The sequence below is a fragment of the Pseudomonas sp. UBA6323 genome, from assembly GCF_002439135.1.
In the GTDB taxonomy this organism is placed as follows: Bacteria; Pseudomonadota; Gammaproteobacteria; order Pseudomonadales; family Pseudomonadaceae; genus Aquipseudomonas.
On the sequence record NZ_DJSX01000065.1, the window covers coordinates 107,330 to 129,049 of the forward strand.

The 21,720-nt window shown below is 65.4% G+C and carries 20 protein-coding genes and 1 pseudogene; 14 read left to right on the plus strand and 7 right to left on the minus strand.

The genetic code is table 11. The features are described 5' to 3' along the window. Nucleotides 1–38: 38 nt before the first annotated feature. The 4 genes from B3P22_RS15185 to B3P22_RS15200 form a co-directional block, all read right to left on the minus strand. Entirely contained in the window at nucleotides 39–929 is an 891-nt protein-coding gene (locus B3P22_RS15185; RefSeq protein ID WP_296271552.1) for an ABC transporter substrate-binding protein, read from the minus strand. Further along, complete coding sequence (fhuB, locus tag B3P22_RS15190; RefSeq protein ID WP_296271553.1) at nucleotides 926–2,902, minus strand: Fe(3+)-hydroxamate ABC transporter permease FhuB; 1,977 nt, start codon at nucleotides 2,900–2,902, stop codon at nucleotides 926–928. Before fhuB ends, B3P22_RS15185 begins: the two co-directional genes overlap by 4 nt. Nucleotides 2,903–2,904: 2 nt before the next feature. Next, nucleotides 2,905–3,672, minus strand: coding sequence for an ABC transporter ATP-binding protein (locus B3P22_RS15195; protein ID WP_296271554.1), 768 nt, complete (start codon nucleotides 3,670–3,672; stop codon nucleotides 2,905–2,907). Between the two features lie 187 nt (nucleotides 3,673–3,859). Continuing rightward, nucleotides 3,860–5,020, minus strand: coding sequence for an MFS transporter (locus tag B3P22_RS15200; RefSeq protein WP_296271555.1), 1,161 nt, complete (start codon nucleotides 5,018–5,020; stop codon nucleotides 3,860–3,862). A 131-nt stretch (nucleotides 5,021–5,151) separates the two neighbouring features. Between B3P22_RS15200 and B3P22_RS15205 the strand changes: the two genes are divergently transcribed. From B3P22_RS15205 to B3P22_RS15225, 5 genes are all read left to right on the plus strand, one after another. Then, entirely contained in the window at nucleotides 5,152–5,949 is a 798-nt protein-coding gene (locus B3P22_RS15205; RefSeq protein ID WP_197855486.1) for a hydroxymethylpyrimidine/phosphomethylpyrimidine kinase, read from the plus strand. Continuing rightward, nucleotides 5,946–6,569 (plus strand): thiamine phosphate synthase, encoded by a 624-nt coding sequence (thiE, locus tag B3P22_RS15210; RefSeq protein ID WP_296271556.1) that lies wholly within the window; start codon nucleotides 5,946–5,948, stop codon nucleotides 6,567–6,569. Before B3P22_RS15205 ends, thiE begins: the two co-directional genes overlap by 4 nt. A gap of 21 nt (nucleotides 6,570–6,590) precedes the next feature. Next, a complete protein-coding gene (gene hemL / locus B3P22_RS15215) occupies nucleotides 6,591–7,880 on the plus strand; it encodes a glutamate-1-semialdehyde 2,1-aminomutase (RefSeq protein ID WP_296271557.1) in 1,290 nt (429 codons plus the stop codon). Further along, complete coding sequence (locus B3P22_RS15220; RefSeq protein ID WP_296271558.1) at nucleotides 7,880–8,512, plus strand: DUF6962 family protein; 633 nt, start codon at nucleotides 7,880–7,882, stop codon at nucleotides 8,510–8,512. Before hemL ends, B3P22_RS15220 begins: the two co-directional genes overlap by 1 nt. Nucleotides 8,513–8,606: 94 nt before the next feature. Beyond that, nucleotides 8,607–9,155, plus strand: coding sequence for a tetratricopeptide repeat protein (locus tag B3P22_RS15225; RefSeq protein ID WP_275546773.1), 549 nt, complete (start codon nucleotides 8,607–8,609; stop codon nucleotides 9,153–9,155). A 110-nt stretch (nucleotides 9,156–9,265) separates the two neighbouring features. Here B3P22_RS15225 and B3P22_RS15230 read toward each other — a convergent pair whose 3' ends face one another. Beyond that, on the minus strand, nucleotides 9,266–9,589 hold the full coding sequence (locus B3P22_RS15230) for a DUF1820 family protein (RefSeq protein ID WP_197855491.1): 324 nt from the start codon (nucleotides 9,587–9,589) through the stop codon (nucleotides 9,266–9,268). A gap of 175 nt (nucleotides 9,590–9,764) precedes the next feature. Between B3P22_RS15230 and miaB the strand changes: the two genes are divergently transcribed. From miaB to lnt, 5 genes are all read left to right on the plus strand, one after another. Beyond that, complete coding sequence (miaB, locus tag B3P22_RS15235) at nucleotides 9,765–11,108, plus strand: tRNA (N6-isopentenyl adenosine(37)-C2)-methylthiotransferase MiaB (protein WP_296271559.1); 1,344 nt, start codon at nucleotides 9,765–9,767, stop codon at nucleotides 11,106–11,108. A 220-nt stretch (nucleotides 11,109–11,328) separates the two neighbouring features. After that, nucleotides 11,329–12,321: a PhoH family protein gene (locus B3P22_RS15240; RefSeq protein ID WP_197855493.1), complete on the plus strand. Its 993-nt coding sequence runs from the start codon at nucleotides 11,329–11,331 to the stop codon at nucleotides 12,319–12,321. Further along, nucleotides 12,314–12,769, plus strand: a complete 456-nt coding sequence (ybeY, locus tag B3P22_RS15245) for an rRNA maturation RNase YbeY (protein WP_296271560.1) — start codon at nucleotides 12,314–12,316, stop codon at nucleotides 12,767–12,769. Before B3P22_RS15240 ends, ybeY begins: the two co-directional genes overlap by 8 nt. A 124-nt stretch (nucleotides 12,770–12,893) precedes the next feature. Continuing rightward, a complete protein-coding gene (locus B3P22_RS15250; protein WP_197855495.1) occupies nucleotides 12,894–13,733 on the plus strand; it encodes an HlyC/CorC family transporter in 840 nt (279 codons plus the stop codon). A 115-nt stretch (nucleotides 13,734–13,848) separates the two neighbouring features. Further along, nucleotides 13,849–15,372, plus strand: coding sequence for an apolipoprotein N-acyltransferase (gene lnt, locus B3P22_RS15255; RefSeq protein WP_296271561.1), 1,524 nt, complete (start codon nucleotides 13,849–13,851; stop codon nucleotides 15,370–15,372). Nucleotides 15,373–15,479: 107 nt separating this feature from the next. Here lnt and B3P22_RS15260 read toward each other — a convergent pair whose 3' ends face one another. Continuing rightward, entirely contained in the window at nucleotides 15,480–16,250 is a 771-nt protein-coding gene (locus tag B3P22_RS15260; protein ID WP_296271562.1) for a YdcF family protein, read from the minus strand. A gap of 88 nt (nucleotides 16,251–16,338) precedes the next feature. Then, nucleotides 16,339–16,767, minus strand: a complete 429-nt coding sequence (locus B3P22_RS15265) for a hypothetical protein (protein ID WP_197855498.1) — start codon at nucleotides 16,765–16,767, stop codon at nucleotides 16,339–16,341. A gap of 178 nt (nucleotides 16,768–16,945) precedes the next feature. Here B3P22_RS15265 and leuS point away from each other — a divergent pair, with 178 nt between their 5' ends. From leuS to arfA, 4 genes and pseudogenes are all read left to right on the plus strand, one after another. After that, nucleotides 16,946–19,558, plus strand: a complete 2,613-nt coding sequence (gene leuS / locus B3P22_RS15270; RefSeq protein ID WP_296271563.1) for a leucine--tRNA ligase — start codon at nucleotides 16,946–16,948, stop codon at nucleotides 19,556–19,558. Between the two features lie 53 nt (nucleotides 19,559–19,611). Beyond that, entirely contained in the window at nucleotides 19,612–20,223 is a 612-nt protein-coding gene (gene lptE, locus B3P22_RS15275) for an LPS assembly lipoprotein LptE (RefSeq protein WP_275546778.1), read from the plus strand. 55 nt (nucleotides 20,224–20,278) lie between these two features. Continuing rightward, the gene (gene holA, locus B3P22_RS15280; RefSeq protein WP_296271564.1) at nucleotides 20,279–21,307 is read left to right on the plus strand and encodes a DNA polymerase III subunit delta; all 1,029 of its coding nucleotides are present in this window, start codon (nucleotides 20,279–20,281) and stop codon (nucleotides 21,305–21,307) included. 249 nt (nucleotides 21,308–21,556) lie between these two features. Continuing rightward, a pseudogene (gene arfA, locus B3P22_RS15285) lies at nucleotides 21,557–21,694 on the plus strand (alternative ribosome rescue factor ArfA); the annotation flags it as partial. Nucleotides 21,695–21,720 lie beyond the last annotated feature (26 nt).

Genomic DNA, 21,720 nt, shown 5'->3' on the forward strand with positions numbered 1-21,720 from the left:
GATGTCGTCACGCACGGCAGACTTGTATTCGAATCGCCCTACTCTAGGGGCTGGCGTGGCGCTTTGCCAGATTCAGGCGGCAGTTTGAGCATTGCCTGGCCAATGGCCTCGGCCAGGTACTGCAGGGAAAATACCCCGCCATAGGTCCAGGTCGAGGGCATCCCGGCGAAGCGCCGCTCGCGCACGAAGGGCATCGCCTGCCACAACGGCGAGGCGAACAGCTGCGCCTCCTGGGCGAAGGGTTCGATATGCAGCACCACGCCCTGCTCGATGCGCCCCAGTGCGGTGATCGGCACCTGGGTGATGCCCCAAGGGCTCGGTGCCAGCTGCATCGCCGGCTGCAGGCCAAGCAACGTCAGCGCGTGCTGCGGCATGGAGTTGGGGCCGTTGATGAAGGCCGCCGTCGGCGACGAGAAGCGGATCACCGTGACCGCCGGCAGGCGCTCGCCATAGTGAGCCTGCAAGCGCTTGCGCCACTGCGCCAGCTCGGCCTCCATGGCCTGCAGGCGCTGTTCGGCCAATGCCTCGCGCCCGAGTGCACGCGCCAGGTCGAGAAAGGCTTCTCGCTGCGCCTGCAGGTTGTCGTGCTGCTGGCTGAAGCCCTGGTACACCTGGACCGGCGCGATGCGTTCGAGCAGTGGCCGGATGTCTTCGAGCAAGGGCGGAATGACGATCAGCTGCGGCTGCAGTTCGGCCAGCAACTCGAGGTTGGGCTCCAGGCGCGAGCCGACCGATGGCACCTGGTCAGGCAGCGTCGGCCGCACCACCCAGGCGCGGTAGTCGCCAGCATCGGCCACGGCCAGCGGCGTCACGTCGAGCATCAGCAGGTGCTCGGTGGCCTCCCAGCTCAGTGCAGCCACACGTGGCACGTCGCCGGCCCAGGCCGGTGCCAACCAGAGCAGCAACGCGCCCAGCAGCCACTGCCTCATCCCAGCCTCCCGCGTATCAGGAGAAAAACGAAATACCCGCCGCACAGCACCGAGGCGACGATGCCCACCGGAATCTGTAGGGGGAAGATCAGCGTGCGCCCGCCCCAGTCAGCCAGCAACATCAGCACCGCGCCCAGCGCAGAGGCGAGCAATAATTGCGGCGCCACGCGGCGCGCCCCGAGCATCACCGCGATATGCGGCGCCAGCAAACCGAGGAATGCCACCGGCCCGAGCAGGCTGGTGACCAGCGCGCAGAGCAGCGCCACCAGCACCAGCAGCGCCAGACGCAGCCGCGGCACATTGAGGCCGCGGCTGGCGGCAACCCCATCGCCGATGCCGATCAGCGTCAGCGCGCGGTGGAACACCAATGCCGACGCGCCGAACAGCAGCACGCCGAGGGTCAGCCACAGCGCCTGCGCCGGCGTGGCTCGGTAAGTGGAGCCGGCCAGCCAGCCGAGCAGCGCGAAGGAATCTCCAGTGCCTTTGGCCAGCACGAACTGCAGCGCGGCGTTGAGCAGCGCCCCCAGGGAAATCCCCAGCAGCGCCATCAATGCCGGCGAATAATGGTGTCGTCGGCCCAGCAGCATCAACACCGCCAGCACCACCAGGCTGCCGATGAACGCCGCCAGCGGTGCGACCGCGCCGAACACCGCACCACCGAACAGAATCAGCGCCAGCATCACGGCCAGCGTGGCACCGGCCGACAGGCCGAGGATATCCGGGCTGGCCAGCGGGTTACGCAGCAGGCGTTGCAACAGCAGGCCGGAAATCGCCAACCCGGCACCGGCCGAAGCGGCGGTGAGCACGCGCGGCCAGCGCAGCGACCAGACCAGTGCCGACGGCCATTCCAGGCGCCAGCCATCGAGGCCGCGTGCAAGCCCCAGAGCCAATGTCAGCGCCACTGCAGCCAGCAGCCCGACCCACAGCGCACCGCGCCAGCCAAAGCCCTCGGCGCCGGCGGGCAGTTGCAAGCCATGCGGGTCCTCGGCCGCCAGATGCCGACGCGCCAGCCACAACAGCACCGGGGCGCCGATCAGCGCTGCCGCCGCACCGCTGGGCACCAGCTGGCCGCTGAGCTGATTGGCCAGCAGCGCCAGAGCGTCTGTGGTCAGCAGCAAAACGGCACCGAGCAGCGCGCTGTAGGCCAGCTCATCGCGCGCCGTGCGGGCACCCAGCATCTTTGCCAGATTGGGCGTGAGCAGGCCGATGAAACCGATCAGGCCGACCGCGGTGATCGACACCGCGCACAACCACAGCGCGGCCAGAAACAGCGCCAGCATCACCGGCCACAGGGCCAGCCCGCGCCCCTGGGCTGCCTCGCCGCCCAGCTGCAACAGGCTCAACGGTCGTGGCGCGAGGATCAGCAGCGGTACGGCCAGCAGCAGCTTGGGCCACAACCACTGCACCCAGTGCCAGTCGATCTGCGCCAAATCCCCTGCGCCCCAGACGAACAGGCCCTGGGTGTACTGGTTGTTTATCAGCACCAGCCCGGCGGCCAGTGCGCCGAGCAGCAAGTTCATCGCCATGCCGCCAAGCACCAGCGGCAGGCCGCCGATGCCGCTGCGCCCGGCGATCAGCAGCACCAGGCCGACCGCCGCCAGCGCCCCGCCGAGTGCCGCCCACTGGCCGTGGCTGGCAGCAAAGGCCGGCACCAGCAGGGTCGCCAGCACCAGGCCGAGCCAGGCACCGGACGACGCGCCGATGGTCATCGGCGAAACCAGGCGATTCTGCGTGATCTGCTGCAACAGGCTGCCGGACAGCCCCAACGCGGCGCCCACCAGCATGGCCATACTCAGCCTTGGTAACGCCGACAACTGCAATTGCAGGCTCTCGAAGCTCTGCCCCGCAGCGCCGAGCATGGCCCAGAGTTCGAGCGGGTCGAGGTCCGCTGCCAGCCAAAGATGCAGCAGCGCCAGAGGCAATAACAGGAAAAGTGTCAGGAGATGGCGTGACGGCGCCGAAACGGCCGACATGCTCAGGCCACCACGGCGATCTTGCGTGCGCTGCCGGGCTGCTCGATCAGCTGGATGTCGATTTCGTAAAGCTGGCTGAGCAGCGGCCCACTGAGCAACTCGTCCGGGCTGCCGTCGAAGAAGATGCGCCCCTGCTTGAGGGCGATCACCCGGTCGGCATGCCGCGCGGTCAGGTTGATGTCATGGAGGATGGCTACCACGCCGCGCCCGCTGTCACGGTTGAGCTGGCGCAACAGGCCCATCAGTTCGTACTGGTGGGCCAGATCCAGCGCCGAGGTCGGCTCGTCGAGCAACAGCAGCGGCGATTGCTGGGCCAGCAGCATGGCGATCCAGGCCCGCTGGCGCTCGCCGCCGGATAGGCTGTCCGCCAGGTGGTCGGCGTAATGGGCGACATCGGTCTGCGCCAGCGCCTGGTCGATGGCGGCATGATCCTCGGCGCGCCAGCGCCCGAGCAGCCCGCGCCAGGGAAAGCGCCCCAGGCGCACCAGCTCACGCACGGTCAGGCCGGCGACATCGGGCAGATGCTGCGGCAGGAAGGCCACGCGCCGGGCGAAATCGCGATCGGAGAAGCGCTGCAAGGGCTTGTCGTCGAGCTGCAACGAACCCCGGGTCGGCTCGAGTTGCCGCGCCAGCAAGTTCATCAAGGTCGACTTGCCCGAACCGTTGTGGCCGAGGATCACGGTGAAGCGATCACCCTCCAGGTGCAGCTCGTCCAGCGCCAGCGTCACCCGCTCGCCACGGCGCACCACGATATCGCGCAACGTCAGCATGCTCGCACCAGCTCCCTGGACAGACCAATCCGCGCCCGGCCGAAAGCGGCAGGCCACGACAGGCGATGGCGAATCAATGGACGTGGGGGATATTGCATCGCGGTGAACCCGGACGACGGCAGCGGCGAAGGGCGAATTTAATCATCGATACACACCTGCATCAAATTATCATTCGCCACTAAAAGTCTTACGCCGACCTGGGTTTGCGCACCAGCAACGGGAACAGCGCCGCAGTCACCAGCAGGCCGGCAGCGCCGACCCAGAACGGCATGGCCTGGCCGTAATGGCTGACCAGCAGCCCCGCGCCATAGGCCGAGCCCATGTTACCCAGGCACTGGAAGATGTTGATCTTGCTGAAGTCCACGGCGTAGTGCTCAGGCGAGCTGAGCTCGAACAGCAACGCATCGAGGCGCACGGTGACCTGATACAGCGCCCAGCCGAACAGCACACGACCGAGCAGGATCAGCCACTGGTCGCCGAAACCCTGAATGAAGGTCGCCGCCGCGCCCAGCAGCAAACCGGCAAGAATGCCGTCACGGGTATTGCCCTGCTTGGTCGCACGACGCCCCCACCACAGCGCCGCCACGGCGACCGCGCCAGGCAGCGCATAGACGAAGCCGGCGGCCATCTCGCTGTTCCACTGTGCTACCTGTTGCCAGTAGACGGCGAAGAAAGGCCGCGTGACGTAGCCGACGAAGTAGAACAGCAACATCACCAGGCACAGGCGATAGATGGCCGGCAGGCTGCGCGCCTCGTTCTTTACCGGCGCGTCTTCGCTCGCCGGCTGCTCACCCGGCGCCGGCAGATAGCCGCGCACCAGATGCATGCAGATGGCCATCTGGATGAAGTCGCCAGCAGCCATGACCAGAAACACGTCGCCGATGTTCATGACCTGCAGGATCAGCCCGCCCAGCGCGGCGCCGAGGATGGCGCCGAAGTGCACCACCACCGACAGCGTGCCGATGGTCTGGGTGTGGTTGTCCTGCTGCTGCAGGCTCATCACGTAGGGATACATCAACAGGTAGCTGCCCTTGAATACCACCATCAGCAGCGACACCACCCAGAACAGCGGCAGCGAGTCGATGAAATAGCAGGCAGCGGTCAGGCTGCCGGCCATCAGCTGCGCGCTGATCAGGATGCGCACCGGATGCACGCGCTTGGCCAGACGCGCCCAAAGCGGGAACACCGACATCACCACCAGGCTGACCACCGCCAGGTAAAGGCCGACATGCTGCTCAGGCGGGTTGCCGAAGCGCTCGGCGAAGTACTGCGGATAGAAAGGAATGATCAGGTTGTCGGTGATCACCGCCAGGGCGGTCATCATGATCAGGCAGGTACGCAACGTCATCGGAGGCAGTCGGGCAAGGCGGCAGGGCGCGCATGATGCCATTTACCGGCTGGCCAAGGCCAATCCGGACGACAAACCCAGCGCCATGCCATGCAGCGTCTGACGGGTGGTTAGTGATAAGCTCGCGCACCATGAAAACGCCAAACTCCCGCCCCGTAGTGCTGTGCATGTCCGGTCACGACCCCAGCGGTGGTGCCGGCCTGCAGGCCGATATCGAAGCCCTGCTGGCTCAAGGCTGCCACGCCGCCCCGACGGTGACCGCCCTGACCGTGCAGGATACCGTCAACGTCACCGATTTCCGTGTGCTCGATCGCGACTGGGTGCTGGCCCAGGCCCGCGCCGTGATCGCCGACATGCCCGTGGCCGCCGTCAAACTGGGCATGCTCGGCTCGGTGGAAATGGTCGAGAACGTGCTCGAAGTGATGAGCCAGCTGCCGGGCGTACCGCTGGTCTGCGATCCGGTGCTGCGTGCCGGCGGCGGCGGTTCGCTGGGCAAGAACGACGTCGGCTACGCCATGCGTGAACGGCTGTTCGCCGTGTCTACCATCGCCACGCCGAACCTGCCGGAGGCGCGCATCCTCGCCGATCTGCCGGAGGGCAGTGCCGACGAATGCGCCGAGAAGCTGCTGCCCTTCATCGAGCACCTGCTGATCACCGGCGGTCATGGCGACGAGGTCGAGGTGCACAACCGCCTGTACAGCCGTGACGGCAGCCGCCACACCTTCACCTGCGCGCGCCTGCCCGGCAGCTATCACGGCTCCGGCTGCACCCTGGCCAGCACCCTGGCCGGCCGACTGGCGCTGGGTGAAGAGCTGGTCAGCGCTGTGAAGAGTGCCCTGGACTACACCTGGCGCACCCTGCGCGACGCCGAAGAACCCGGCCACGGCCAGTACGTGCCGCGCCGCCTGCCGCTGGATTTCTGCTCGTGAATCTTCGCGGCCTCTACGCCATCACCGACACACCGCTGCTGGCCGGTGGCAAGCTGCTGCCCTACGCCGAAGCGGCGCTGATTGGCGGTGCGCGCCTACTGCAGTACCGCGACAAATCCGCCGATGCGCTGCGCCGTTTCGATGAAGCGCAGGCCCTGGCCGAGCTGTGCCAACGCCATGGAGCTACGTTGATCATCAACGATGACCTGGAACTGGCTGCGCGCCTGGGCGTCGGCCTGCATCTGGGCCAGACCGACGGTTCGCTGGCCGCCGCCCGCGCCCGCCTCGGCGCAGATGTCGTGATCGGCGGCACCTGCCATGCCCAGCTGGAACTGGCCGAGCGTGCCGTCGCCGAAGGCGCCAGCTATATCGCCTTTGGCCGTTTCTTCAACTCCAACACCAAGCCCGGCGCCCCGGCCGCCACCGTGGAGTTGCTGGATCAGGCCTGCACGCGCTTTGCCCAGCCCATCGTCGCCATCGGCGGCGTGACCCAGGAAACCGCACCCGGCCTGATCGCCCGTGGCGCCAGCATGGTGGCCGTGATCCACGCCCTTTTCGCCGCGGACTCCGCCCTCGAGGTGCAAGACCGCGCCCGCGCCTTCGCCGCGCTGTTCGATTGATCCTTTCAGAGAGAACCTGCCATGTCCCGCTCCGAAATCCTCTTCGCCAACGCCCAGAAGCACATCCCCGGCGGCGTCAACTCGCCAGTGCGCGCCTTCCGCAGCGTTGGCGGCACGCCGCTGTTCTTCAAGCACGCCGAAGGCGCCTATGTGACGGACGAGGATGACAAGCGCTATGTCGACTATGTTGGCTCCTGGGGCCCGATGATTCTCGGCCACAGCCATCCGGACGTGCTCGAGTCCGTGCGCCGCCAGTTGGAGCACGGCCTGTCCTACGGCGCGCCGACCGCGCTGGAAACCGAGATGGCCGAGCTGGTCTGCTCGCTGGTGCCGTCGATGGAGATGGTGCGCATGGTCAGCTCCGGCACCGAGGCGACCATGAGCGCCATCCGCCTGGCCCGCGGCTACACCGGCCGCGACAGCATCATCAAGTTCGAAGGCTGCTACCACGGTCACTCCGACAGCCTGCTGGTCAAGGCCGGCTCCGGCGCCCTGACCCAGGGCGTGCCGAACTCCGCGGGCGTACCGGCAGCCTTCGCCAAGCACACCCTGACCCTGCCGTTCAACGACATCGACGCCGTGGCCGAATGCCTGGCGCAGGTGGGTAAGGAAGTGGCGTGCATCATTGTCGAGCCGGTGGCCGGCAACATGAACTGCGTACCGCCGGCACCGGGTTTCCTCGAAGGCCTGCGCGAGCAGTGCGACAAGCACGGCGTGGTGCTGATCTTCGACGAGGTGATGACCGGTTTTCGCGTCGCCCTTGGCGGCGCACAGGCGCACTACGGCGTCACCCCGGACCTGACCACCTTCGGCAAGATCATCGGTGGCGGCATGCCGGTCGGCTGCTTCGGCGGCAAGCGCGCGATCATGGAATGCATCGCCCCGCTCGGCCCGGTCTACCAGGCCGGCACCCTGTCGGGTAACCCGCTGGCCATGGCCGCCGGTCTGACCACGCTGAAGCTGATCAGCCGTCCCGGCTTCCACGCCGAGCTGACCGACTACACCACGCGCATGCTCGACGGCCTGCAACAGCGTGCCGATGCCGCCGGCATTCCCTTCGTCACCACTCAGGCTGGTGCGATGTTCGGCCTGTACTTCAGCGGCGCCGACGATATCGTCACCTTCGCCGACGTGATGGCCAGCGACAGCGCGCGCTTCAACCGCTTCTTCCACCTGATGCTGGAGGGTGGCGTGTACCTGGCGCCGAGCGCCTTCGAAGCGGGCTTCACCTCCATCGCCCATGGCGAAAAGGAGCTGGAGATCACCTTCGTCGCCGCCGAACGCGCCTTCGCCGAGCTGAAAAAAGCCTGATGCAATACAGCACCGCCTTCAGTGATGCGCTACTGGCCCTGGCGTGCGCCGCCTGCGTCGTATGGATCGGCCGGGCGCGCAGGCGCTACGGCGAGGGCGATCAGCCGGCGCTGTTCTGCGCCCTGCTCGGCTTTCTACTGCCGGCTGCGGCGGCCGGCGTTGGCGTGATTCGCTACGGCTTCGATCCGAGCTGGCAGGCCGCGCATTTGTGGCTCACCCAGGCCAGCAGCTTTCTCGGCCTGCCTTTGCTCGGCGCCGCGGCACTGGCGCTGGGGCGCGGCTGGGCCTGGAGTCGGCCGAACTGGGGGCGCATCGTCCTCGGCCTGTGCGCCTTCTTCGAGCTGTTCCGCCAGATGGGCTACCTGGAGGACTACCGCCTGGCGCTGAACCTGGCCACGCTGGTGCTGATTCTCTATGCCGGCGCAGTCCAATGGCCGCGCCGGGCGCCAGCGATCAGCGCAGCTGTTGTGGTGGGATTGTTCCTGATGGCCGGCCTGGCGGTCGGCACCGAGGGCGTGATTGGACCGCTGCGCCGTATCGACCTGTTTCACGTGCTGCTGATACCGGCCTATCTGTTGCTGGCATGGCTGCTGTTGAGCCTGCCAGGAAACGCGAACAAACAGCCTTTGTAACAAGCGCGCGGTTTATTCATAATGCGACGGTCGGCACGTTTTGCGCCGACCGGGCACGACACCCGCCCTGAACTGCCGAGGTCCCGTTATCCAGATGAACCGCACCGGCCGCACCCTGTCCCTGGGCTGCCTGTTGCTTTTCCTCCCGCTGTTTGCGTTCGCAGGCGGCAACTCCCTGCTGATCCCCGCCAGCGGCAGCTGTGCGCTGAACGCCTCTCCCGAAGAAATGCCCGATGCCCTGGCCAGTTGCCAGGAAATGGCGCGCGCCGGCAACATGCAGGCCGCCTTCGAGCTGGGCGAGTACTATTACGACGGCAAGCGCACCCCGCGCGATCTCAAGCAGGCCCTGACCTGGTTCGAGCGCGCTTCGTTGCAAGGACACGCCGAAGCACAGTTGCGTCTGGGCACCATGTTCTTCCGTGGCGAAGGCGTACCGGCCAACAACGTGCAGGCCTACATCGTGTTGAAGATGGCATCGGTCAATGGCTCGGACGAAGCCATGGACAGCGCCGATGTGGTATCGGCACAGATGCGTCGCGATGAACTGGAAATCGCCAGCCAGGTGCTGGGGCAGATCTTCCGCAGCTACCTGCTCGAACTGCAGACCGCCGAAGGCCGCTCACCTTTCGCGCCGTTGCCCTAAAACGGGCGGCGATCCGCTTCATCTGTAGGGTGGGCTTCAGCCCACCAAGTAGACTGGTGGGCTGAAGCGGAACGCCGCCCGGCCCACCCTACCTGACTGCAACTTGTCGCTTATTTGTCCGGCATCGGCATGGGGAATGGCATCACGTTGCCGCCGCCCTTGGCCTCGCTGATCTTCGCCGTGCCCAGGCGCTCCACCTCGTCGATGCGGATGATCGCGTGCATCGGCACGAAGCTGCGCACAACGCCTTCGAACTGCGCCTTGAGCTTCTCCTCACTGGGGTCGACCACCAGCTGGCTGCGCTCGCCGAAGACGAACTCCTCCACCTCCAGAAAGCCCCACAGATCGCTTTGAAAGATCTGCTTGGCATACATCTCGTACACCTGGCCCTGGTTCTGGAAAATCACCTTGTAGATGGGGTCGCGCTTGCTCATGGAGACTCGAAGGCAGGAAAAACGGGGCGCGCAGGATAGCACAGCGCCGCACGCGTAGCCCGGACGCAATCCGGCGATGGACGACGACGCGCTTGCCGTGGCCGCAAGCTTGTAGCCTGTCGCCCACCTCTCCCCTATAATGCGCGGTCATTTTTTAACCACCTCAGACAGTGCCATGACCAAGAAGCTCTATATCGAAACCCACGGTTGCCAGATGAACGAGTACGACAGCTCGCGCATGGTCGACCTGTTGGGCGAGCATCAGGCCCTGGAGGTCACGGAAAAACCCGAAGAAGCCGACGTGATCCTGCTCAATACCTGCTCGATCCGCGAGAAGGCGCAGGACAAGGTGTTCTCCCAGCTCGGCCGCTGGCGCGAGCTGAAGCAGGCCAACCCGGACCTGGTGATCGGCGTCGGCGGTTGCGTGGCCAGCCAGGAAGGCGCGGCGATCCGCGACCGCGCCCCCTATGTCGACGTGGTCTTCGGCCCGCAGACCCTGCACCGCCTGCCGGAAATGATCGACGCCGCGCGCGTGACCAAGGCCGCCCAGGTGGACATCAGCTTCCCCGAGATCGAGAAATTCGACCGCCTGCCCGAGCCGCGCGTCGACGGCCCCAGCGCCTTCGTCTCGGTGATGGAAGGCTGCAGCAAGTACTGCACTTTCTGCGTGGTGCCCTACACCCGCGGCGAGGAAGTCAGCCGCCCGCTGGTCGACGTGCTGATGGAGATCACCTCGCTGACCGAGAAAGGCGTCAAGGAAGTCACCCTGCTGGGGCAGAACGTCAACGGCTATCGCGGCGAAGCCCCGGATGGCCATATCGCCGACTTCGCCGAGCTGCTGCATGCCGTGGCGGCCCTCGACGGTATCGAGCGCATCCGCTACACCACCAGCCACCCGCTGGAGTTCTCCGATGCGATCATCCAGGCCCACGCCGAGATTCCGCAGCTGGTGAAATACCTGCACCTGCCGGTGCAGTCCGGCTCCGACCGCATCCTCGCGGCGATGAAGCGCAACCACACCGCGCTGGAGTACAAGTCGCGCATCCGCAAGCTGCGCGCTGCCGTGCCGGACATCCTGATCAGCTCGGACTTCATCGTCGGCTTCCCCGGCGAAACGGAAAAAGACTTCGAGCAGACCATGAAGCTGATCGAGGACGTCGGCTTCGACTTCTCCTTCTCCTTCATCTACAGCTCGCGCCCCGGCACCCCAGCCGCCGACCTGGTCGACGACACCCCGGACGAGGTTAAGAAACAGCGCCTGGCCCTGCTGCAGCACCGCATCAGCCAGAACGGTTTCGAGAACAGCCGGCGCATGGTCGGCACGGTGCAGCGCATCCTGGTCAGCGACTACTCGAAGAAAGACCCGGGCATGCTCCAGGGCCGTACAGAGCAGAATCGCATCGTCAATTTCCGCTGCGATAACCCGCGCCTGATCGGCCAGTTCGTCGACGTGTTCATCGATGACGCCCTGCCGCATTCGCTGCGCGGTACTTTGCTCGATGAACAGACGCTGCACTGACGCACACGTGCTCCCAACGGGCGACTCCATCGCCGTGGGAGCGGACTTGTCCGCGAATGTTTCCGGATAACACTCGCGGACAAGCCCGCTTCCCAAAATAGTTGCGAGATGCCATGCAGGGGGCTCTTTCCACGGCATTCGCCAACCGGGCTTTGCGCCACGAGCGACCGGCGTTATGCTGCCTTTCACTACTCAGACAAGTGACGATCACACCATCACCTTGAACGCCTCTCTAGAACCTCATCGTTTCACCCTCGAACCCTTCGAGGCCCGCCGTTTCGCCAACCTCTGCGGCCAGTTCGACGAGCACCTGCGCCTGATCGAAGAGCGCCTCGGCCTGGAAATCCGCAACCGTGGCAACCAGTTCGAGATGCTCGGCAGCGCCGACAAGACTCAGGCCGCCGAGCAACTGCTGCGCAAGCTGTATCGCGAAACCAAAGCCACCGAGCTGTCGCCCGACCTGGTGCACCTGTATCTGCAGGAATCCGGCGTCGAGGAACTGGTCAACCCGAGCAACCTGCCGCAGGTGACCTTGCGCACCAAGAAGGGCGTGATCAAGCCGCGTGGTGCCAACCAGCAGCGCTACGTCAAGGCGATCCTCGACAACGACATCAACTTCGGCATCGGCCCGGCCGGTACCGGCAAGACCTACCTGGCCGTGGCCTGCGCGGTGGACGCGCTGGAGCGCGAGCAGGTGCGCCGCATCCTGCTGGTGCGTCCGGCGGTCGAAGCGGGCGAGAAGCTCGGCTTCCTGCCCGGTGACCTGGCACAGAAGATCGACCCCTACTTGCGCCCACTCTACGACGCGCTCTACGAAATGCTCGGCTTCGACCATGTGGCCAAGCTGATCGAGAAGCAGGTGATCGAGATCGCGCCGCTGGCCTACATGCGCGGCCGTACGCTTAACAACAGCTTCATCATTCTCGACGAGAGTCAGAACACCACCGTCGAGCAGATGAAGATGTTCCTCACCCGTATCGGTTTCGGCTCCACCGCGGTGATCACCGGCGACATCACCCAGGTCGACCTGCCACGCGGCACCAAGAGCGGCCTGGCGCACGTCATCGAAGTGCTGCGTGATGTGCCCGGCATCAGCTTCACCCACTTCAAGCCGAAGGACGTCGTGCGCCACCCACTGGTGCAGCGCATCGTCGAAGCCTACGAGCGTCACGATGCACGCCTGAACGGCAAGGGCGACAGCCACGATGCTTGAGCTCGACCTGCAACTGGCCACTGACGGCCAGCACCCGGACGAGGCGCAACTGCGCCGCTGGTGCGAACTGGCCCTGCGCCAACGCACGGCCGATTCGGAGCTGACCATCCGCCTGGTCGACGAGGCCGAAGGCCGCGAGCTGAATCACACCTGGCGGCACAAGGACTACGCCACCAACGTGCTGTCGTTTCCCGCCGAGATTCCCGAGGGCATCCTCGACATCCCGCTGCTGGGCGACCTGGTGATCTGCGTGCCGGTGGTCGAACGCGAAGCCGCCGAGCAGGGCAAAACGCTGGAAGCACACTGGGCTCACCTGGTGATCCACGGCTGCCTGCATCTGCTGGGCTATGACCATATCGAGGAAGAAGAAGCCCTCGAGATGGAAGAACTGGAACGACAATTGCTCGCTGAGCTGGGTCACCCCGACCCGTATGCCGGCGACGCATGACTTGGCTATGTTCGCGTTAAGCGTGGCACGTCCTGTAGAAAAATCGCGAATGAATTCGCGCCTGCAAAAGCTAACGCGCACGCAGCCAACAACTTCTCCTGACAAGGACCCCGAGTAAAACGCCATGAGCGAAGACCGATCGAGCAACGAGCAGAAGTCCTGGTTCAACAAGCTGACCCAGGCTTTTGCTCATGAGCCGAGAAACCGCCAGGAACTGCTGGAAGTCCTGCGCGAAGCCCACCAGAACAAACTGCTCGACAGCGAAGCGCTGGCCATCGTCGAAGGTGCCATCCAGGTCGCCGACCTGCAGGTACGCGACATCATGGTGCCGCGCTCGCAGATGATCAGCATCAAGGCCAGCCAGACCCCGCGTGAATTCCTTCCAGCCATCATCGACGCCGCGCATTCGCGCTACCCGGTGATCGGCGAAAGCCTCGACGACGTCATCGGTATCCTCCTGGCCAAGGATCTGCTGCCGCTGATCCTGCAGGGCGACCAGCCCAACCTCAACATCAAGGATCTGTTGCGCCCGGCCACCTTCGTGCCCGAGTCCAAACGCCTCAACGTGCTGCTGCGCGAGTTCCGCGCCAACCACAACCACATGGCCGTGGTCATCGACGAATACGGCGGTGTCGCCGGCCTGGTGACCATCGAAGACGTACTGGAGCAGATCGTCGGCGACATCGAGGACGAGCATGATGTCGAGGAAGACGGCTACATCAAGCCGCTGCCCTCCGGCGATTACCTGATCAAGGCGCTTACGCCCATCGACAGCTTCAACGAGACCTTCGACAGCGAGTTCTCCGACGACGAGTACGATACCGTCGGCGGCCTGGTGATGAATGCCTTCGGCCACCTGCCCAAGCGCAACGAAGTCACCGAGATCGGCGAATTCCGCTTCCGCGTGCTCAACGCCGACAGCCGCCGCATCCATCTGCTGCGCCTGACCCCAGTTAGCCGCTGACGACTGGTATCCGGGGTTGGCTAGAGAGCCGCCCCGGATTACATCCGGGCTACGACTTGCCGCCCGCCCCTGCCTGCCCCTACCCTTGCGCCACCCCGATTCCAAGGATCTGCCCATGCTGCAATGGATCACTCGTCCGGGCTGGCCCGGCCACCTGCTCGCCTGCGGCGCAGGCGCCCTGACCACCCTGGCGCTCGCCCCTTTCGACCTCTGGCCACTGGCCGTGCTGTCCATTGCCCTGTTCTACCTCGGCCTGCGCCATCTGCGCCCAGGCCAGGCAGCGCTGCGCGGCTGGAGCTACGGCTTCGGCCTGTTCGCCGCCGGCACCAGTTGGGTGTATGTCAGCATCCACGATTACGGCGCCGCCTCGCCGGCACTGGCCGGTATCCTCACTCTGGGTTTCGTTGCCGGTCTGGGCCTGTTCTTCGCCCTGACCGCCGCCCTCTGGGCACGCTGGATACGCCGTAGCGAAGCGCCGCTGGCCGACGCCCTGGCGTTCGCCGCGCTATGGGTCGCTCAGGAAGTGTTTCGCGGCTGGTTCCTTACCGGCTTTCCCTGGCTCTATGCCGGTTACAGCCAGCTCGAGGGCCCGCTGAGCGGCCTGGTACCGGTCGGCGGCGTCTGGCTGGCGTCCTTCGTCGTCGCCCTGTCGGCGGCGCTGATCATCAACCTGGAGCGCCTGCGCCCGCATAAACCGCGCTACGTCTGCGCGCTGCTTCTGCTGCTGAGCCCCTGGCTGGCTGGCTTGGCCCTGAAGGATCACGAGTGGACCCGCGCGTCAGGTGATAGCCTGAGCGTCGCCCTGATGCAGGGCAATGTCGAGCAGAACCTGAAATGGGACCCGGCCCAGCTCAACGCACAACTGGCGCTGTATCGCGATCTCAGCTTCAGCGCCAAGCAGGTCGACCTGCTGGTCTGGCCGGAGACCGCTATTCCGGTGCTCAAGGACATGGCCCAGGGATATATCGGCGTGATGGATCGCTTCGCCCGTGACCGCAACAGTGCGCTGATCACCGGCGTACCGGTGCGTCAGTCCAACGAACGCGGAGAAATTCGTTACTACAACGCCATCACCAGCTTCGGCGAGGCCCAGGGCACCTACCTCAAGCAGAAGCTGGTGCCGTTCGGCGAATACGTGCCGCTGCAGGATCTGCTGCGCGGTTTGATCGCCTTCTTCGACCTGCCGATGTCCGACTTCGCCCGCGGCCCGGCAGACCAGCCACCGCTACTGGCCAAGGGGCATCGCATCGCGCCGTTCATTTGCTACGAGGTGGTCTACCCGGAATTCGCAGCGGCGCTGGCGGCGGACAGCGACATCCTGCTGACGGTGAGCAATGACGCCTGGTTCGGCACCTCCATCGGCCCGCTGCAACACCTGCAGATGGCGCAGATGCGCGCACTGGAAGCCGGGCGCTGGATGATCCGCGCGACCAACAACGGCATGACCGTGGTGATCGACCCGCAGGGCCGCATCCAGTTCGCCCTGCCGCAGTTCGAACGCGGCGTACTGTACGGCGAAGTGGTGCCGATGCAGGGGCTCACGCCTTACCTGCAATGGCGCATCTGGCCGCTGGCGATCCTCTGTGCCCTGCTGCTGGGCTGGGCGTTGCTGGCCAGCCGCATGGCCAAGACGGTGTAGGCCGACTGCTGGCGAGCGTAGCCCGGATGAAATCCGGGAGTTAGCGCCACGATTCCCCGGATTGCATCCGGGCTACGCACTACCGGCTATCGCGAATACAGTCGCTTTCACGGCTTGCCGTAGATGGCGGGATAAGCCAGCAACCCAATCACTTCGTTGAGCAGCTGACTGCTCTGCCAGATCACCCGCGACTCCGGCAGCCAGCCGCCCAGCGGCCGTTCATAGCCGGCGCTGAGATAGCCCATCGGCGCAGTGATCACCTCGAAGCCGGCCTGCTCGAAACTCCAGCGTGCTCGTGGCATGTGCCAGGCCTGGGTGACCAGCACCACGCGACGCACGCCCTGCGGCTGCAGCAACTCGGCACTCAACAGCGCGTTTTCCCAAGTGGTGCGGCTCTGCTCCTCCAGCCAGCGAATGTCCAGGCCGTAATCGCGCTTCATGGCATCGGCCATCAATGCCGCCTCGCTGGGCGGCTGGCCGTAATGCAAGCCACCGGTAGCCGCCATCGGCAGGCCGGATGCACGCGCCAGGCGAGCGGCGTAGCGCAGGCGCTCCAGGGCCATCAGCCCAGGCTGATCGGTTCCGCCCCAGCCCGGATCGTTCTGCTCACGCCCGGCGCCGAGAATCACGATGGCATCGGCGCGCTGCGCCAGCGTCGCCCATTGCGCCTCCTCCAGCACCGGCTCACGTTCGAGCAGGCCCGCGCTCCATTGCATCACCGCAGGCAGGCTCATCAGCCAGAGTCCGCCGAAGCCGGTGGCAAAGCAGGCCACAGCCAGCCGCGGAAAGCGGCGGCGCAGCCACCAGCCCAACAGGATCAGCAGAAGCAGGATGCCTGGCGGCATCAGCAGTTGTTTGAGGATGTAGCGAATCGGCATCAGGCACCTCCGGGGCGCCCAAGCCTAACAGCTCGCTGAAAAATCAGGCGAGGCAGGAAGCACGACCGCAGCGGTGGCCAACGGCCAACTAACGCGGATTGCCACTGCGAAACAACTTCGAACCACAGGCCTGACAGGCTTGCGCATCCTGCCCGCGATGCCAGCTCACCGGTGTACCGCAGAGTGCGCAGCAAAGCGCCTGGCGACGCTTCATCAAGGGCTTGAGCTTGCCCATCGCCTTGCTGCCAGCGGACTTGGCGCTGCGCAATGGCTGACGCTGGATCAGCGCCAATTCCTCGGCCGCCGCGTGCCAGCCACGCAGCCAGTGCAGGTCACGATTGAGGTAGGCGCGGATCAGTTCCAGCTCCGCCGGGCTGAGCCCGTCGAGCTCCAGTTCACGCAGCGGTTCGGCATGCAGACGGCTGGCGGTATCGGCCTCCTCCAGCGCCAGGGCAAGACGCTGCAGCAGCCGCTCGTAAAGGCCGCCACCTCGTTCCGACTGCCGTGCATCAGCCATCGCCCACCTCGCGAGGCCCGTCACGCGCGGGCCTTGAATGAAGCTTAGCGAAGGCTCTGCAGGCAGCCCGGCGCCGCGACAAACGGCGGCCCCGGCACAATCTGGGTTTCCCTCGATAGACGGCGCTCATGTATGCTACGACGTTTTCCGCAAGCCCCAATCCTTCAGCGCCAGAGCCATGCACGAACAGTACTCGCCCCGTGAAATAGAAGCCGCCGCACAGTCCCACTGGGACGCGCAGAAATCCTTCGTCGTCAGCGAACAGCCGGGCAAGGACACCTTCTACTGCCTGTCGATGTTCCCCTACCCCAGCGGCAAGCTACACATGGGGCACGTGCGCAACTACACCATCGGCGACGTGATCGCGCGCTACCAGCGCATGCAGGGCAAGAATGTGCTGCAGCCGATGGGCTGGGACGCCTTCGGCATGCCGGCGGAAAACGCCGCGATGAAGAACCAGGTAGCGCCGGCCAAGTGGACCTACGAGAACATCGCCTACATGAAGTCCCAGCTGCAATCGCTGGGCCTGGCCATCGACTGGACGCGCGAAGTCACCACCTGCAAGCCGGACTACTACCGCTGGGAGCAGTGGCTGTTCACCCGCCTGTTCGAGAAGGGCGTTATCTACCGCAAGAACGGCACCGTCAACTGGGACCCGGTGGACCAGACCGTACTGGCCAACGAGCAGGTCATCGACGGCCGTGGCTGGCGTTCGGGCGCGCTGATCGAGAAGCGCGAAATCCCGATGTACTACTTCAAGATCACCGCCTATGCCGAAGAGCTGCTGAGCAGCCTGGATGAGCTGGATGGCTGGCCCGAGCAGGTCAAGACCATGCAGCGCAACTGGATCGGCAAAAGCTTCGGTGCCGACATCGTGTTCGACTACGACGTCGCCAGCATCGGCATCGACGGCCAGCTCAAGGTCTACTCCACTCGCCCCGACACCCTGATGGGCGCCACCTATGTGGCCGTGGCCGCCGAGCATCCGCTGGCCCAGCGCGCTGCCGAAAGCAACGCCGAGCTGCAAGCATTCATCGCCGAGTGCAAGGCCGGCTCCGTGGCCGAGGCCGACATGGCCACCATGGAGAAGAAGGGCCTGGCCACCGGCCAGTTCGTCATTCACCCGCTGACCGGCGACAAGCTGCCGGTATTCGTCGCCAACTACGTGCTGTGGGGCTACGGCGAAGGCGCCGTGATGGCCGTGCCGGCGCATGACGAGCGCGACTTCGAATTCGCCAACAAGTACGACCTGCCGATCCAGCAGGTCTACACCGGCGAAGGCAAGGACTACGACACCAGCACCTGGCAGGACTGGTATGGCGACAAGGCCGGCCTGACCACCATCAATTCCGGCAAGTACGACGGCCTGGACTTCGGCGCCGCCTTCGACGCCATAGTCGGCGACCTGGAAGCCAGCGAGCACGGCGCGCGCAAAACCCAGTTCCGCCTGCGCGACTGGGGCATCAGCCGCCAGCGCTACTGGGGCTGCCCGATCCCGATCATCCATTGCGACGCCTGCGGCGACGTACCGGTGCCGGAAGACCAGCTGCCGGTGGTGCTGCCCGAAGACGTGGTGCCGGACGGCGCCGGCTCGCCGCTGGCGAAGATGCCCGAGTTCTACGAGTGCAGCTGCCCGAAATGCGGCGCGCCGGCCAAGCGCGAAACCGACACCATGGACACCTTCGTGGAGTCGTCCTGGTACTTCGCCCGCTACGCCAGCCCGAACTACGAGGGCGGCATGGTCGACCCGGCCGCTGCCAACCACTGGCTGCCGGTGGATCAGTACATCGGCGGCATCGAGCACGCCATCCTGCACCTCTTGTACGCACGCTTCTTCCACAAGCTGATGCGCGACGAGGGCCTGGTGTCCTCCAACGAGCCGTTCAAGAACCTGCTGACCCAGGGCATGGTGGTCGCCGAGACCTATTACCGTACCCTGGAAAACGGCGGCAAGGACTGGTTCAACCCGGCCGACGTCATCGTCGAGCGTGACGCCAAGGCCAAGGTTATCGGCGCCAAGCTGAAGAGCGACGGCCTGCCGGTGGAAATCGGCGGCACCGAGAAGATGTCCAAGTCGAAGAACAACGGCGTCGACCCGCAGGACATGATCGATGCCTACGGCGCCGATACCTGCCGCCTGTTCATGATGTTCGCCTCGCCGCCCGATCAGAGCTGCGAATGGTCGGATGCCGGCGTCGAGGGTGCCAACCGCTTCCTGCGTCGCGTCTGGCGCCTGGCCCACGGCCATGTCAGCGCCGGTCTGCCGGGCAAGCTGGATGTCGCCGGCCTGAATGATGAGCAGAAGGCCGTGCGCCGTGCCATTCACCTGGCGATCAAGCAGGCCAGCAACGATATCGGTCAGCACCACAAATTCAACACCGCCGTCGCCCAGGTGATGACGCTGATGAACGTACTGGAAAAGGCCGCCACCGCGACCGAACAGGATCGCGCGCTGGTGCACGAAGGCCTGGAAATCGTCACCCTGCTGCTGGCGCCGATCACCCCGCACATCAGCCATGAGCTGTGGCAGCGCCTGGGTCACGCCGATGCGGTCATCGACGCGCAGTGGCCGCAGGTCGACGAATCCGCACTGGTGCAGGACAGCCTGACCCTCGTGGTGCAGGTCAACGGCAAGCTGCGCGGGCAGATCGAAGTACCGGCCTCGGCCTCCCGCGAGGAAGTCGAAGCCGCCGCCCGCGCCAACGAGAACGTGCTGCGCTTCACCGAAGGCCTGAGCATCCGCAAGGTCATCGTGGTGCCGGGCAAGCTGGTCAACATAGTCGCCAACTGATTAAGCTCGGCGCCACAGAGAGTGGCGCCGTGATCCGCCAAGGGGATATGAGAATGATGAAACGGAATCTGCTGGTCATCGGCCTGGCCGGTCTGCTCAGCGCCTGTGGTTTCCAGCTGCGCGGCACCGGCGACGTGCAATTCGCCCTCAAGGAACTCGACGTCAGCGCACGCGACGCCTACGGCGATACCGTGCAGCAGGTGCGTGAAGTGCTGGAGAACAACGATGTTCGCGTTTACGCCGGCGCCCCCTATAAGCTGGTGATCAGCCGCGAAACCGAGAACCGTCGCACGGCCAGCTACAGCAGCGGCGCACGTACCGCCGAGTACGAACTGACCATGGGTCTGGAGTATGAGATCCGCGGCGCACAGAACCTGCTGCTGACCGGCAACAAGGTGGAAGTGCAGAACTACTACCAGCAGGACGACAACAACCTGGCCGGCTCCGACCAGGAGGCCGCCCAGCTGCGCAGCGAACTGCGTCGCGAGATGATCCAGCAGCTCACGCAGAACCTGCAGCAAATCACCCCGGCCCAGCTCGAACAGCTGCAGCAGACTGCCGAAGCCCGCGCCAGGGCCGAAGCCGAAGCGCTGGAAGCAGCTCGTCGCGCTCGCGAGAGCCAGGTCGCCCCGCAGCAGTCGCCGATCGAACTGCCGATCCAGTAAGGCAGCGGGGCCGCGCTTGCGGCCCCTCGCCCACACGCCTCATGACATCACCTCGATGAAGCTTGCCCCCGCCCAGCTCGGCAAACACCTGCAAGGCTCGCTAGCACCTGTCTATGCGATCAGCGGTGACGAACCGCTGCTCTGCCAGGAAACCGCTGACGCCATCCGCAACGCCTGCCGTCAGCAGGGGTTCGGCGAGCGCCAGGTGTTCAATGCCGAGGCCAACTTCGACTGGGGCAACCTGCTGCAGGCCGGCGCCAGCCTCTCGCTGTTCGCCGATAAACGCCTGCTGGAGCTGCGCCTGCCGTCCGGCAAGCCGGGAGACAAAGGTGCCGCGGCGCTGCTGGAATACCTGGCCCGCCCGCCGGAAGACACCGTCCTGCTGCTGAGCCTGCCCAAGCTCGACGGCAGCACGCAGAAATCCAAGTGGGCCAAGGCACTGATCGACGGCCAGGCGAGCCAGTTCATCCAGATCTGGCCGGTGGACGCCAACCAGTTGCCGCAGTGGATTCGCCAGCGCCTGGCTCAGGCCGGCCTCAGTGCAAGCGCCGATGCGGTGGAAATGATCGCTGCGCGGGTTGAAGGCAACCTGCTGGCCGCCGCCCAGGAAGTGGAAAAACTCAAGCTGCTTGCCGACGGCAACCAGGTCGACGCCGAGACCGTTCAGGCGGCCGTGGCTGACAGCGCCCGCTTCGACGTGTTCGGTCTGATCGACTGCGCACTCGGCGGCGATGCCGCACACGCGCTACGCGTGCTCGAAGGCCTGCGCGGCGAAGGCGTGGAAACTCCGGTGATCCTCTGGGCGCTGGCTCGCGAAATTCGCCTGCTGGCCGGCATCGCCCATCAGCAAAGCCAGGGCATCCCCCTGGATAAAGCCTTTGCCAGCGCCCGCCCGCCGGTCTGGGACAAACGCCGGCCGCTGGTATCCAAGGCCCTGCAGCGCCATAGCAGCAAGCGCTGGGGCCAGCTGTTGCAGCAGGCGCAGTTGATCGACGCACAGATTAAGGGCCAGGCGCCCGGCGATCCCTGGAGCGACCTGGCCATGCTGACCCTGCAACTGGCCGGACAGCGCCTGCGCCTGTAATTGTTGCTGCCTACTTCCTTGTAGGGTGGGCCGGGCGGCGATCCGCTTCAGCCTACCGCCGTTGGTAGGCTAAAGCCCAGCCTACGAGCTGCGCCTGTAACCGTGGGAGCGGACTTGTCCGCGAGTGGTTCGAGCAAAGGACTCGCGGTCAAGGCCGCTCCCACAGGTTCCATCTGGACATTTTCTGTACAGCGGCGCATAGTCCGCGCCGTCTGCATTGGCGCAGGCACATCTGCATGAGGAAACGCCATGAGCAAGAAGACCGGCAAACGGCCGAACAAGGCCAAATCGATCATCGCCCAGCCCCTGTTTCGCTCCCGCCAGGAACGACCGCAGAAAGGCAAAGGCAGCTACCGCCGCGAAGCCTCCCACAATTGGGAGGCTTCTTGCTTTCTGGGCCTCATCAATGCGCT